8 protein-coding genes are annotated in these 15,661 nt (G+C 43.2%); 1 reads left to right on the top strand and 7 read right to left on the bottom strand.

All coding sequences use genetic code 11. The annotated features are described in order from the left end of the window. Position 1 precedes the first annotated feature (1 nt). On the bottom strand, positions 2-2,071 hold the full coding sequence (locus tag G6N79_RS05210) for a transglycosylase domain-containing protein (protein WP_103905423.1): 2,070 nt from the start codon (positions 2,069-2,071) through the stop codon (positions 2-4). A 115-nt stretch (positions 2,072-2,186) separates the two neighbouring features. Here G6N79_RS05210 and G6N79_RS05205 point away from each other — a divergent pair, with 115 nt between their 5' ends. After that, positions 2,187-3,248 (top strand): Mrp/NBP35 family ATP-binding protein, encoded by a 1,062-nt coding sequence (locus G6N79_RS05205; protein ID WP_103905424.1) that lies wholly within the window; start codon positions 2,187-2,189, stop codon positions 3,246-3,248. A 248-nt stretch (positions 3,249-3,496) separates the two neighbouring features. Here G6N79_RS05205 and G6N79_RS05200 read toward each other — a convergent pair whose 3' ends face one another. From G6N79_RS05200 to G6N79_RS05175, 6 genes are all read right to left on the bottom strand, one after another. After that, positions 3,497-4,030, bottom strand: a complete 534-nt coding sequence (locus G6N79_RS05200) for a hypothetical protein (RefSeq protein ID WP_103905425.1) — start codon at positions 4,028-4,030, stop codon at positions 3,497-3,499. Between the two features lie 273 nt (positions 4,031-4,303). Further along, positions 4,304-5,113, bottom strand: coding sequence for a hypothetical protein (locus G6N79_RS05195; protein WP_103905426.1), 810 nt, complete (start codon positions 5,111-5,113; stop codon positions 4,304-4,306). 18 nt (positions 5,114-5,131) lie between these two features. Next, on the bottom strand, positions 5,132-6,670 hold the full coding sequence (locus tag G6N79_RS05190; protein ID WP_160003650.1) for a RagB/SusD family nutrient uptake outer membrane protein: 1,539 nt from the start codon (positions 6,668-6,670) through the stop codon (positions 5,132-5,134). A 19-nt stretch (positions 6,671-6,689) separates the two neighbouring features. Further along, entirely contained in the window at positions 6,690-9,860 is a 3,171-nt protein-coding gene (locus G6N79_RS05185; RefSeq protein WP_103905428.1) for a SusC/RagA family TonB-linked outer membrane protein, read from the bottom strand. 1,185 nt (positions 9,861-11,045) lie between these two features. Then, the gene (locus G6N79_RS05180) at positions 11,046-12,488 is read right to left on the bottom strand and encodes a SusD/RagB family nutrient-binding outer membrane lipoprotein (protein ID WP_146060579.1); all 1,443 of its coding nucleotides are present in this window, start codon (positions 12,486-12,488) and stop codon (positions 11,046-11,048) included. A gap of 11 nt (positions 12,489-12,499) precedes the next feature. Continuing rightward, positions 12,500-15,595: a SusC/RagA family TonB-linked outer membrane protein gene (locus tag G6N79_RS05175; protein ID WP_103905430.1), complete on the bottom strand. Its 3,096-nt coding sequence runs from the start codon at positions 15,593-15,595 to the stop codon at positions 12,500-12,502. Between the last annotated feature and the right edge of the window lie 66 nt (positions 15,596-15,661).

The following is a 15,661-nucleotide window of genomic DNA, read 5'->3' as shown; positions in this document are numbered from 1 at the left end:
GTTATTGGTTTTCTTGTTCCTGGGTTGCTTCCTTACCGAACAACTTTTCGATCAGGGACCGCCGGATCTTCTCTTCATTATCGATATCGTCAACCATATCCTTGATATTATCGTGGGACATCATGGTATCCGGTACACCTCTTGGCCGCGGCGGGCGCAGTTTCGGTTGCAACTGAACCTGATAGAACCCATAGTTCGCTGGCACTTGCTCCCCTTCCAATTGATTCAACTTATTCAGGATATATCCATAGGTGTTGAAATGCTTCATGACCCACGGTTTCAAACCGCCCGTGTAGTCGAAAGAGGAAAGCCCCGTTTTCGGCCTAGGGATAATACTCGATAGGTACAGGCTTTCACCGATGGTCAATTTATCCGGTGTCGTTCCGAAATAATAATTCGCGGCCTCTTTTATTCCATACACATTCTTGCCCCATTCGATGATGTTCAGATAGATCTCGAATAGGCGGTCCTTACTGACCTCCTTGGATTGCTCCATCAACCACACCAACAGAATTTCCTCAAACTTCCGCATCATGGTCTTGTTGCGGTTGAGGTAGAGGTTCTTGATCAGCTGCATGGAGATGGTACTCGCGCCTCGCTTGAACTTCTTTTCCTTGATATTGGTGACAATTGAGAGCTGGAAGGCATCCAGTTCGAAGCCGTTATGTTTGTAAAAGAATGGATCTTCCGTATTCAGTACGACCTTTTTCAGGATCGGTGCAATCTGGTCCAAGGGTGTGAAGTTGGGATTGGCAGTCGAGAGACCAATATCCCGCATCTTCACCGAATCTTCATAGGCTTCGTAGACGAATGGCCCGTTCAATTCGGCAATATTGGCTTTCCCCCATTTCACAACTTTCAGCGCACTATCGTCGATCTTTGAGGCAAATTGCAGACCATCCGGATCATCGATATCGACCTTAAAGTCCATGTCGTATTGGATATCGCCATCGACCTGTATGCCGTCCAGGTTTTCGAATAACCCCGTCGGCAGGGCATCGAAGAAATGCTGAGCCTTGAATTTGCCGGTATGTACGGCAAGTTCCAATATCTTCTTCGGCTTACGGGAGAATTTGACCTTCGGTTGGAAGGTAAAGTCCTTCACCTGTACTTTGGTACCCTGCAATAATTCGATGGTATTTTCAGAAACAACAAATCCCCCATCTGCAGCTCCCTCCGGCAATACAATTGGTTCTTCCGAAAGCCGGTGATGCTTCACCTGCAGGTTCTTCGTGCTCCATCCGCCCTGCACCTGCAAGTTCTCCTTCCCTTTCCGAACAACATCGTCCAGGTGAAAGGTAATCTCATCAAAACGTACATGCAATCCGTACCTGCGACCCAGGAACGGAACTTCTGCATCTTTATTTTCTGAAGAAACCGTCACGCTGGCAGTCTGCCGCTTCGAATTGATATTGCCCTTAAAGTTCCACTTTGCTTCCTGCTCGTTCAGAAAGACATCGATATCGTAATCCCCATCGTCAATGCTTCCCTCTGGAATCCGTACCGCCTGCGTAGCGGAAGAATCCTGAAACGAAAGACTTACATTTTCCATATTGAGGTTATTGGGAACGGCCTGAAAGGCACGCTTAAGCAGGTTATCCACCGTTTCGGCAAGCGTTCTGGTCAGTGTATTCTGGGTACTGTCCTGATCTTTTTTCTTACGGAAAAGAAAGTCATAGTTTGCGGTACTATCTTCCTTGACCAACGTGATATTTGCATTCTTAAGATCGAGTTGATCCAACTGTACATTCCCCGAAAGTAAGGGGAACAGTTTCACGGAAACCTTGAATTGATCGATGGCAGCCAATTGCTCCGCGCTGTCGGGAACAATCTTTACCTTTTGGAACTCGACGGTTGTCAATCCCGCAAAACTGAAACGATCGACCAAGAAATTCAACTGGTAGTCGTCTTTCAGCTTCTTCTGCACCTTGGCAACGGCTTTGTTCAGCATCTCGCCGCGAACGGACATCGCATAGATAAATCCGATCAGCAGGACGCCCACTATGGAGGCTACCGTAATGATGAACCATTTTTTCCTCACAAAACCAAAGTTGATATCCTTTACATTCATGCTATCCTCAAGTAAACGCGTAGATCAGGGTAAAAATATGCAAAAATCATTAAAAACATCATTATGACAAGATTTTGCGCGTCTTTCTTTAGCTTTGTATGTTTAATAAGCATCTATGATTACTAAAGAACAAATTTTACATGCGCTCGGGCATGTGGAAGAACCTGACCTCAAGAAGGATTTGGTGACTTTGAACATGATCAAGAACATTGAAATCCTTCCGAATAAAATAAAATTTGATGTGGTGCTGACCACACCAGCCTGTCCATTGAAAGGACATATCGAGCATGCCTGCCGCAATGCCATTGCACTTTTCGTTTCGAAAGAGGTAGAGGTAGACATCAACATGACTGCTCGTGTTCGTGCCGTGGAAACGGCTCAGCTGAGCAAGATCAAGAATATTATCCTGGTATCCTCGGGCAAGGGCGGTGTCGGTAAATCAACGGTTGCCGCAAACCTAGCACTAGCACTGGCCAATACCGGAGCGAAAACAGGTCTCTTGGATGCTGACATCTATGGCCCATCGGTGCCGATGATGTTCGGTGTGGAAGATGCAAAACCAGCCTCGACACAGACCCCTGATGGCAAGAATAAAATCGTACCGGTTGAACGTTTCGGATTGAAGCTCCTTTCCATCGGGTTCTTCACCGATCCGAACCAACCGATCCCTTGGCGCGGACCGATGGCGACATCGGCCATTAAGCAACTCTTTGGCGACACCGATTGGGGCGAACTGGATTATTTAGTAGTCGACATGCCTCCAGGTACCGGCGATATTCACATCACCGTCGCACAGAGCTACCCAATTGCTGGAGCGGTCATTGTGACCACCCCACAGCAGGTTGCTCTCGCAGATGCGATCAAAGGGATGGCTATGTACCAAATGGAAGGTGTACAGGTGCCAATAATTGGCGTGGTGGAAAACATGGCGTATTTCACACCTGCTGAACTACCGGACAACAGATACTATATATTTGGAAAAGATGGTGGAAAACGGCTCGCAGAAAGCAACCAGGTTCCTTTCTTAGGTGAAATACCGTTGGTGAAAGCTGTAGCAGACGCTGGCGACAATGGATTCCCAATTGCGCTGGATCAGGACGAACCCGTAGCAAAAGCTTTTGAGGCCATTGCCGGACGTGTGGCGCAGGAATTGAGCATATTGGCCGTGAAAGCATAGCACAAATTTCACGCATTTGCGTGGCTAGATCGTTTCTATTGAAGTGACGTAAGGAAGGCCGACAATGCTTGCATTTATATTAAAAATCGTAGGAAAAGACTAAAAACGAAACTTCTATATTAAACAGCTTAATAGTAATCGCTTTTTTATTGCCTGGTTTTAAAAACCAATAAATAGATAAAGAAAAGTCAATGTTCATCACATTGACTTTTTTCATTTTAGTTCTTCAAACCGAATCTTGTGATATATCATTTAAAATAATACCGTCCTCCAAAAATCTCTAGATAATTCAATGTTAGGTGTCCACTGTTTAAGCTACGTATTTCAGGCTTATAGTTTGCATCTATAGCTCTAGATATGGAGTCAATCTCGATCATACTAAATGACGTTTTTTTAGGCAAAATAATGGTAGAAAAAATAACACTACCATCATTTTTAAGAAAATAACTAGTAGAAATCCATTCACCATTTTTTTTAAGAGCTTCTAATCTGGATGGACTTAACAACGGAAGCAAAATATCCACCCATGCCGACTGGTAACCTGGAATTTGAATTACTGTCTCAACATAATCTTCGTATGTATAATTTCCTACCATTTCTGGGTTTGAAGTAAGAGTAGGCAAACAATTAAGTCGGATAATATATGGCGAATCAGAATTAGGTTTATCAACTTTATAAGTCCTGCCATTTATTGTGAATATTCCAACGTCAATTGGAGTCTGCCCATTAGACGAACCTATATAAACAAAAGTAATAATTACAATTAACAGTAAATTCTTCATTTCAAAATCAATTTAAATACAGTCAGTGCTAATTCCATAAAAATTTTTAATAAAGCAATTCCTTCAGAAGCGCCTTTAAATGTATAACTTTTATTTCCTTAACTTAAAAAAAGTTTTTAAGTGGTTTATATATTCCGTTTAATCTTTTGAACAGTTGATAAATTCGGTAGTGCGAGTTCGGGACTTACCCCCTATAGTTAGTGACCATGCTGGGCACACATAAAAAGCCCGATTCAAATGAATCGGGCTTTTCTGTTATCGGTGTAGGGTTAACTACGGCAATGTGATGATTTCTACTCCTGATCCGAATGAACCAGCAGCAACGGTATAACCAGCAACATTTAAGGTAACCACTTTACCTGCAATCGTACCAGTAACGTTTGACATGGAAACAGCGCCATATTCCTCATCCATTCCTAACACTTGGTTCGGGAATACCACTGTTTTACCATCGGATTTTATCATAAAGGCAATGCTGTTTTCTCCAAAAGGACTAACCACTTTATATACATTTGCAGTTTTAGCCTTCTGTATCTTTACATTCTTAATGCCATTTTCACCAATCCATCCCCCTGTCGAATTCAGAACGGCTGTTCCAGCATCAGCAAACTCCAAAGTTGATGTTGCGGAAACCGAAGTTTTGGCCACTTGACTTACGGAAAGGTTTGCTGAATCAATCGCTAAGGTAAATGGGAATGCCAAGCCAACCTCAACATCGTTATTTGCGATTGGAGAAACCGAAAGTGCACTTGCGTCGATTTTAGAGAAATCGCCGTAAGTTACCTTTACTTCCGCTTTTCCTTCACCATTGGTGAAGACTGCAGGCCCCGCTACCTTGAAGATATTCGTGTATCCTGCTCCTGCTGCTGTCAAGGTTACAGGAACGGAAAGCTCACCACTGGTCGTGGTGCGGCCAAGTGGAACGATAACCGATCCACCTTCCATCGGTACAGTTACCTTCGGGCTGTAAAAACTCGCTTTATTATCATTTAAATCATACAGAGCACCCTCTGTTTTATCACAGGAATTCAAGCTGACCAACATAGCCGCTGCTCCTAGAAAACCTAATATGCTTTTTTTCATTTTAATCGATCTTAATAATTACAATGGGTTTTGATCCTTCGTTGCATCTAGGCTTGTATTTCCATCAAATTCTTTTTGAGGAATGGTCAAGATGAACTCTTTGCTCGCCACTTCTTCTGTATTCCAGATTGGCTTGGAAGTGTGGTTGGATTTAGTCGCATTTCTGTTGAAGCCCATTTTCAGACGTTGCAAATCGTAGATACGCTCTGCTTCACCCCATAGCTCAATACGTCTCTGCAATAGGATCTGATCCATCAACGTAGTAGGCAGACCGATTGATCCCATAGTAAAGTCCTTGGACATTTTCATGCCGTTCAAGGTTTGTGCATAGTTCGGGTTTCTCAACTTCATCAATTTCTCCAACTCTGTTTTTGCTTCCGTCAAGCGGTTCGCATGCGCTAACGCTTCAGCTTTCACCAATTGCATTTCTTCAGCACGCATGAAGATGTAATCCCCAAGGTCAGATGCTTTGTCAGCATATCTGAATTTTACCTGGTTGTAAGGTTTGGTTTCTGGCTCGCCACCATCAGTTGCGTCGTGCCACCATTTCTTGCGTGCATCTGTTTGAGGGATCTGATCGTATAACCAATTGTAGATTACTTTACGTGAAGACGCAGCATAACGGTCTGCAGAAGCATCCATGTGCGAGAAGAATGAAGCATATACCGTAGATTGGTCTGCGATAATCTGCGCTCCCCAAAGAACGTCTTTCAAGCTAATGCTGTTGAACCCTGAAGTCAAGTCAGCTCCGGAGATCATTTCCAATCCCGGTTTGCTCAATGCTTCGGTCGAATATTTCACAGCATCATCCCACTTGTTCTGTACAAGGGATACATTTGCTTTAAACGCATTCGCTAAATAGAAATCGACATGCGACTTATGTTTCTGCAAAGCTTTATCCTGTGCAAACAAGGTGATGGCTTTATCCAGGTCACTATTGATCTGTGTATACACCTCTTCCACAGTTCCTCTTGGTTTACCCTGAGAAGCTGAAGTTGTTGGTTCGGTATACAAAGGCACACCAGGTGCGTTTTGGTGACCGATATACGTCTGTTGGAACAATTGGATCAATTGGAAGTAAGCGTAGGCACGGATGGAATACGCTTGCGCCATGATGTTATCGATTACGGCCTTCTCCCCTTTCAACGTAGTTTCTGCCGAAAGGATGTAGTTGGCATTACTGATCAATGTGTAATAGAAGTTCCAAGTACCGTAAGAGCGCCAAGTTGTCGATGTATAACGGCTGCGCACATCAAAACGGTAATCGAAATAGAACCAACCATTACCTTGTGCATCCTGCAAGAAATCCTCGCCCATAAGGGACGTGAAAATCTTTGTAGACATGATACCGAAGTTCTGGTCCGTGTTTCCAGTTGTCCAACCGGAAGTATATAACATACGGTAGATACCATCCATGGCTACTTGCGCGCCATCTGTGGTTTCTAACATTGTAGGTGCATCGACTTTATCTGTAGGGGTTGTTTCTAAGAAATCTTTCTTACAAGAAGTCATTCCCAGCGCCAACGTAATTACAGAAGCATATAATAACTTTTTCATTTTGGTCAAATAATAAATTTTAGAATCTAACATTTACACCAGCAGAGATTGTTCTGTTCGGTGAGTAAACGTAATCTGAAGTTCCTGTAAAGTTGTTTTGTGGGTTCAAACCTTTTCTTGCTGAGAATACAGCTAGGTTATCGCCTTGAGCAAATACACGTACCGATTTCAGACCGTAGTTCTGAAGATTGAATGTGTAACCGATCGCGATGTTTTTGATGGCAAAGTAAGACGCGTCAACCAATGCTCTATCTGTCAACGTTTGTGTCTCTTCTTTTTGAACACGTGGGATATCACTGATATCACCTGGTTTCTGCCAAGCTCTCAACACTTCTTTCGAGTAGTTGTTACCGATGTACAATGGGTTGTAATAGCTATATCCAACAACATCATAGATCTTACCACCGATGGAATAGGTTGTCATTGCGGAGAAATCGAAACCTTTGTAGTTAACATTTGTTGAAAGTGAACCGTACAATTTAGGGATTCTGCTTCCTAACATCACACGGCTAGCCGCTGCTTTGTTCTTATCTGCAGAAATGTAATGTTTGCTTTGGTCAAATTCGTCTGCTTTGTTATCGAATACCCAGTACAATTGGCTACCTGTTGCCGGATCCACACCTGCACTTCTTGCCATAAAGAATGAGCTCAATTCCTCACCCTCACGGATGATGGTTGATCCACTGATGATTTCTTTATTCTCGTCAGTCAACTTAAGCACTTTGTTCTTCACTTTAGAGCCCATTGCTGTGATGTTCCACACCAAGTCTTCGTTTCTGATCACATCGTATCCGATGGAAAGATCGAAACCGGAGTTTTTCATATCACCAATGTTATCGTTGTATCCTTCGAATCCTAGAGAGAATGCCAATGGACGAACCAATAACATGTCTGAAGTTTTCTTGGACCAGTAGTCAAAACCTACCGTCAATCTGTTGTTTGCGAAGCGACCATCAAAACCTACGTTGAAGTTTTGGTTTTTCTCCCAAGAGATCTTTTTGTTCTCAACAGAGGAAACCACACCACCGTTGTTGTTGGCGTTGCTATAAGTCAGGTCGTAGAATGCTTGCCAAGCGTAGTACATATCCACACCGCTAGAATTCAACAGACCGTTATTTCCTTGTTCACCGTAACTTGATTTCAAGGTCAAGGTATTTATCCATGAAGCATCTTTCAAGAAATCTTCATCAGAGATCTTCCATGCACCACCGATAGACCAGAAGTTACCCCAACGGTTGTCCTTGTGGAAACGGGATGAACCATCTGTACGGAAGGATCCGGACAAGAAATATTTTGATTTGTAATCGTACTGCACACGAGAGAAGTACGACTCGATAGTCTCGTTATCTTCGTAAGAGTTTGCGTCAGCAATGGATGAACCCGGTGCCAACTCGTACAAACCACCGAATGGGAATCCAGTTTTTTGCGCAGTCAAAAGGTTGTATCTGTAGCTGTAGTTTTCATGACCCAATAGCACATCTACGTTATGATCGCCAAATGTTCTGTTATAAGTCAACAATTGGTTGAAAGTATAGGAGAACGTTTTTGTCCACTGTTTGTTCAAACGGCCGGAACCTGCTGCGTTACCGAAGTAAGGGTTGTAGTAATACGTGTATTGATTTCCAACATAGTCGGCACCTAGGTTAACTGCAAATGCAAAACCTTGGAATGCACCGTATTTTTCATCGCGCGTATTGAATTCAATGTTCGCTCTTGTACCTGCGTTATCTCTGTTGTCGAAATATTTATCATCGTACAAAGTAGCAATGGAGTTGAATTTTTGTTGTGCACCGGATGCTCTGTTGGCACCATAATCGAACAATCTTTCACCAGCTTCATCATAGATAAAGTCGCCAGCAGCATTTCTTTGCCAGATTGGATAGATTGGAGCCATTTGCTCTGCAGAGTACCAAATATTGGAAATGGAGGATCCACTCGCACTCAACATGTTGGAAGTCGCTTTCGCAAAGTTTGCCGAAAGGCCAGCTTTGAACCAATCTACAGGCGTGAATTCATTGTTCACACGACCTGTAAAACGATCAAAACCAGTTGTTTTCAATAAACCTTTTTCCTTCAAAGCATTCATGGAAGCCATTGCTTTGTATTTGCTGCTACCACCAGACGCGTCGAATTGGTATTCCTGACGGATCGGATTCTTGGCCATAACCTCATCCAACCAGTTGTCATTCCATTTCAACTGTGCATTTGGGTTGATCTTTCCTGTAGCAAGGTCGAATAATTCGGAAACAGGAACATTGTATGGGTTATATTGCTCGTTGATACCGAAGATCGGATCAACAGTGCCTTTCATCTTATCCACAGCGATCTGACCAGCTTGTGCTTCAGAAACGCCATTAGCAAAGATCTCTCTGTTCTTGTAGGATTGGAATACCGTTTCCAAGTATTCTTTGGTATCCATAACTTCATAACGAGGAATTGCTCTGGAGTTTACCCCTACATTGGCTTTGAAGTTGATGTTGATTTTGCCATCTGTATTTTTACCGGCTTTTGTGGTAATCATGATGACACCGTTAGCGGCTCTAGACCCGTAAAGTGTTGATGCTGCGGCATCTTTCAATACCGTTAAGCTTTCGATATCGTTCGGGTTGATCGAGTTTAAGTCTCCGTCAAAAGGAACGCCATCAACTACATATAAAGGGGAAGAGCTTGCGTTAATGGAACCGTACCCGCGCACACGGATCGTTGCATCTGACCCTGGCTGACCAGAACCCAACGTTGCAACAACACCTGGAGCTGCACCATCTAATGCTTTAGTCGCACTGGTAATGGAGCGGTTTTCCAATACATCCGATTTAATGGTAGAAGCGGATCCTGTAAAGCTCGACTTTTTAGCCGTACCGTAAGCCACGACAACCACTTCATCCAAGGCTTGGTCTTCACTAGCCAATTGAACGTTTACGGTTGTGTTGCTTGCTACATTGATGCGCTGGGAAGTGTATCCAACATACGAAAAGGATAATGTTGAATTTGCGGGAGCAGCAATGCTGTAATTCCCGTCTGCGTCAGTTTGTGTAGCAATGCTTGTCCCCACAAGCGCTACAGAAACCCCACCAAGTGAGGAACCATCAGATGCTGATGTTACCTTACCACTCACTTGACGATCCTGTGCGAACGCTACTCCGATAAAGCAGGTTAACACAAAGACAAAGCTAAGTAATCTGTGTTTCATAAATTTTGTTATTAATTAAAATATTTTTAACATAGAATGTTAAAAATTGTTAAACAATCGCCAAATATAAACTTTGATTAAAAATAGCGCAAACATATTCCTATTAGTTTTGATTTTTATAAAATGGATAATTAAAAGGTTGATTTAATAACTAATTTTTAATGATATGGTAACATACTTAATACATAGGTTATTTTTAATAGTTATTTGACCGATTCGAATAAATAATTGGCGTTTTTAAGGATGTTTAAACATGCTTATTTCATTGATATTCAAAGCTATAAAAGAGACTACAGCAAATAATTACGAATTTTGCAACACATTTAGCCAAACCTGCACCAGTTGTCAACTATCTGATCCTCCGCCATGAGACCTTGATCGTGGGAATCAAAATATAATTAAATAAAACATCATCCTATCCGAATATTAAAAACAAATTATTATTAAAATCAGAACATAATTTCATTTGCAATTCTTTGCAAATTTTTTAAAAAAAAGGACGATAAACACCTGGCCTTCAGGAAAAACACCGGATATTTGATAAAATTTATGCAAGGGAAGTACAAATTGACTGTTGCGTCATCCCAATTTTTGTCCAATGGCCCATCGATTATTGGTAATCAAAAAACTATCTTTACTTTCTTTATAAGAAATTCTTATATTTACATCAGCAACCTGTCCCTTTTTACTTTTATGCTGGATTTTCACAATTCTGCACTCATCCTTATATTCTACTATCAAACTTAAAATCTCGACACGTAGTCGCCTGAAAATTTCTTAACATATCAGTTATTTCGTCGCATTTTTCATTTCACAAATCGTCTTGAACGGACAATAAATGGGCCTATATTGCTCCGTAGTGCGTCCGTGGTCCGACCGTATTGCGAGCGTGGTGAGAGCGTCCCTATAGACACGCTCTCACCACGCTCTCAGTACGCTCTCACCTCGGACGCATGTCGGACAAGGTCCAGCAAAGAATTAAGAAAAATCCGGACAAAACAACAGACAACACGCTGACTTAAAATGAATTAGCTTTAAAATTTACGAATTCATAAATTTTGCATTAAACGTTTATATTGGCAGGTTAGGTGGGTAAAAGGCTTTCAAGTGGACAAATTGGCCCAGCATAGAAAAAGGCCGTTGGGAATTCCCAACGGCCTTTCAAATATTCATTCGTTCAGGGGGTTATTTCGTATCCCACCAAACGCGTGTGTTCAAATCATCTGCACCTTGCGCAGCAACGGCAGCTTTATAGTTTTCACCATTCAAGCCAGACTCCGTATTCGGATAAGCCTGACGCAAAGGAATACCTCTGTGCACCGACAATGGCGCCGGGCCTGGATTCAATGCCGGGAATCCCGTTCTTCTCCAATCTGTCCAGCTTTCATAACCATTCGCTTGGTAGTTGGCAATCCATTTCTGCGTGATGATCAATTTCAAGGCGTCACCCGCATTGTAAGCTACACCTGGTTGTGTAAAGTAAGTTGCTGGCGCGGTTACACCGTGTTGCGCCATGGAAGCTTCGATACCCGCTTTGTAGTAAGCTGCGGCATCACCAGTGATCCATCCGCGCACAACACCCTCAGCTAACATAAATTGTACCTGAGCAAAAGTTGTAATCGGCAACCAATAATCCTGAGCGATGAATTTCTTACCCAACAAGGAAACAGTTTCCTTGTTCAGGTCATCACCAGGTGAAGCAAGACCATAAGGCATCCCCACATATTTACCTGTCTTTACGGTAGGTTGTGCATATACAGGAAGACGTGGATCGCTGATTGCTTCAAGTGCTTTTACGAAAGGCTCACTGATTGCATAATCGACACGACTTAAATAATTGTTGTACACCGGATTCTGGTTGTTAGCGTCCAATAGGTATTTGAAGAGTACATTGTCGCTGTTACTTTCCAATACCCCTTTGGCAAATGCTGCAGCAAACTGCGTTTTAGCCAAGGTAGGGTCAACTTCGGAAAGGTGAAGCGCAGCAACCATACGTAGTGTATTGGCCCATTTCTTCCATTTGTTCAGATCACCATTGAATAGGATATCTCCGGAAATTTTACCTTTCGTATCTATCTGCGCTTCAGCTTCCGTTAATTCCTTAAAGATATCGTTATAGATATCCTTTTGTGCATCGTACTTCGGATCCAATTTTTGCTTACCCTGTAAGGCCTCAGTATAAGGGATCATTCCCCATCTGTCGGTCATGTGCATGAAGTAGAATGCCTTCAAGATCCGGGATACGGCCAATTGATTGGCTGTTGTACCACCCACTACCACATAAGGCGCACCAACGGTGGTTTCATCCGAGTTCAGGTTGATAACCGTCTGCAAGTCCATAAGCGGCGCATTGTAGAATGGCTGAAAATCATAGAATCTGTTCTGGAATCTCGACTCGTTGGTATACTGGATCTCTGCCATATACTGCGGATATAGGTCTTTCGCCCAGCCTGCAATACCGGCATTCTGTGTCCCGATCTGACGAATGGCGTTGCTGATCAGCAAGTTCGTGTTCGGATCAGGCGTATTATTCGGGTCCACGTTGATTTCCTCAAAGTTCTTTGTACAAGAAGCACTGATACCTATCAAGAGTAGCCCTGCGATTATATTTAAAAATTTCCTTTTCATATGTTTCAATATTATAAGCTAAATCTCAAGTTGAAACCAAATGATCTAACGTTTGGCAACTGTCCACCTTCAAACCAAGATCCTTCCAGGATAGATGGATCGAAGTTTTTGTTCTTAGCATAGATTAACCAAGGGTTTTGTGCAATCAGGTTAAGGGATACTTTCTTGAAAGGAGTTTTTCCGAAGATTCTATCCGGGAAAGTATAACCGATGCTCACCTCTCTCAACTTCACGTACGATGCATCGTACACCCAGTGTTCCCAAATACTACCGGAATTTAGTTTATCTCTGTAAAGTTCCTGAACATCTACATAGATATCATTCGGCGTACCGTCTTCCTTCACACCTTCCAATACAACACCACCACCGTCTTCAACAGGGTCACGCTTTGGATTACCTTTATCATTTAGACCGGCAGTCTCTTCGAATAGACCGGAACCGGAACCGAACATCGATGAAATGGACATGTATTTACCACCTTTTTGGAAATCCAGGGAGAATCCTGCATTAAATCCTTTGTAATTCACGTTTGTCGTGAAACCACCGGTAAAGTCTGGAAGGATGGTACCTAAATCCACATCACTTGCAGAAGGGATATAATAACCATCGGCACCTACCACTTTTTCACCTTTTTCATTTCTGGTGTAACCGGAACCTGTCAACATACCGAAAGTTTCACCTTCGCGTGCATTCAGGGAAATGATTGGCGCACCTACGAAACCGAAGTTACTTTGTGTACCATCAACCGTCACACGTAAGTTGCTTACGCGCATGCCTGTTTCTGGATCTTCGTACAATTCAACAACCTCATTTCTATTGATACCGATATTGGCACTCATGGTCCAGGTCACATTATCATTTCTAACTGGCGTACCACCAAGGGAGAATTCATGCCCCCAGTTGTCGATCTGACCTGCATTGATCAATTGTGTTGAATAACCGGTCGCACCAGTGATCGTCATTGGAATGATCTGATCTTTCGCCGAACGTGTATAGTAGTTGTAATCGAAAGTCAAACGATCGTTCAAGAAACGCAATTCAGTACCCACCTCAATGGAAGTTGAAAGTGTAGGCTTCAATGCTGCGTTAGGAATTTGGTTAGGAACGGTCAATAATGGATTAGATCCATAAGGGGAATTCAACAAGTACGTCTGCATCACGCGGTATGGATCTGTATCCGTACCTACTTTCGCAAAGGATGCACGCACCTTACCGTAGCTTAACCAATCAGTTTTCAAGAATTCGGTGAAGATGAAGGATCCTGAAACACCACCATATAGGTAGGAGTTCTGTCCATCAGGCAAGCTGGAAGACCAGTCGTTACGCAAGTTACCTTCCAAGAACAAGAAATCTCTGTAACCCAATGTCACATATCCGAACAAAGAGTTCACTTTGTAATCCGACACATATGAATTGGTAAGCGGTCTGTTTTTGGATGCCGAAAGGGTATACAGATCAGGAACGGCTAGACCACCCTGCGTACGACCTTCTGTATAGCGAATCTTGTTGTTTCTTGTTTCTCCATAGATAGCAGCACTGATGTTGAAATCTTCCAACTGCTTGGTGTAGTCAATACTACCCACGAAATTGGTTTCCTGTGCTGTTCTTTGATACTGGTAGTATTCAGCTACGCTCAAAGTTCTTGATGCGATGCGGGAGTGTTGATCAGAACCTGCGAAGTTACCACGGGCTACAGCTGTTGCCTTCCATTCCTCATTGAATTTATAGCTAGCTGTCACATTACCGTAAAATGTGCGGTTCAAGTTACCACGAATATTCTTGTACATTTCCACGAATGGGTTGTTCCAGTATGCTGGATTGGAGTTCGTAGGCGAAGTCATGTTCCAGCTTCTGTACGTTCCATCCGGACGTTGGTAATCACGTAGGTCGTCCATGTTGATGTTACGTGCAAACCACTGATTAAATGAACTTTGCGGGCCAGAGGAATACCCGTCGATCGGTGTATTGAAACGGTCTTCGTAGATAAAGTTCAGGTTCGTTGAAACCGTTAGTTTGTCGGAAAGATCCACACCTGCACTTGCACCTAAGAAGTGTTTATTCTGCTTGGTGTTCGGCATCACCCCATGACGGGAAAGATTCGTGTAGGAAACACGCGTATTGTAATTGTCAGCTGCTTTGCTGATAGCTACGTTCGTGTTCAATGTCGAACCTGTTTCGAAGAAGTTCTTCACGTTGTCTGGTTGTGGGTCGAATGGAGCCAACTGACCAAATTTAGGGTGCGTAGGATCCCATGAGTACCAAGGTGCGTGCATTGTTCCATCCATGCGTGGACCCCAGCTCTCATCGGCACCGTAGTTATAGTATTTCACGCCATCCATCTGTTTCAAGTATTCCGGATGTCTTGCTGGATCGTACTCGAAAATCTGCCAAGTCTTGTTATAACCACCACCGTACTCATTTTGGTACTTTGGAAGGCCATAAACATTCTCGAATGAAGTTGCTTGGTTAACCTCAACCCCGATTCCTTCGCTCACTTTACCTCTTCTGGTCGTGATTACGACAGCACCTTCTGAACCGCGCTGACCATATAATGCTGTTGCTGCAGGACCTTTCAATACGGTCAAGTTTTCAACATCATCATTGTTCACGAGTTCAGGACTTGTAATAACCCCGTCAACTACATAGATCGGATTACCACCTGTCAGGTTGTTCACACCACGGATACGTAGGGAAGAAGTTCCGAATTTAGCACCGGATCCCGAACGGATCTGTACACCGGATACCTTACCCGCAAGAGCGGTGTTCAAATCGACCTGTTTTGCTTGAGTCAAGTCATCCCCTTTTACTTGTTGTACGGAATAACCCAAGGATTTACGCGTACGTTGTACACCTAAGGCTGTTACGACAACCTCTTCTAGGCTTTCGGAGTTCGCAACAAGGGCAACGTTGATCGTTGTCTGTGTCCCTACAGGAATTCGTTGCGAATCGTAACCTACATAGGAGAAATTCAATGTTGCGTTTTCTGGAACCGCAAGTGAATAACCCCCCTCGCCATCTGTTTGGGTAGCAACCGACGTTCCAACCACCGCGACAGAAACGCCGCTCAATGGCGCACCGTCCGATGATGAAGTCACCCTACCACTCACTTGGCGATCTTACGCAAAAGCTGTCAATACCAGACAGTTAAGCACAAAAATCAGACTGAGTAATTT

The sequence above is a fragment of the Sphingobacterium lactis genome (assembly GCF_011046555.1).
Lineage (GTDB): Bacteria > Bacteroidota > Bacteroidia > Sphingobacteriales > Sphingobacteriaceae > Sphingobacterium > Sphingobacterium lactis.
The sequence above is the reverse complement of the archived record's forward strand: the minus strand, read 5'-3'. Positions and strand labels throughout refer to the sequence as shown.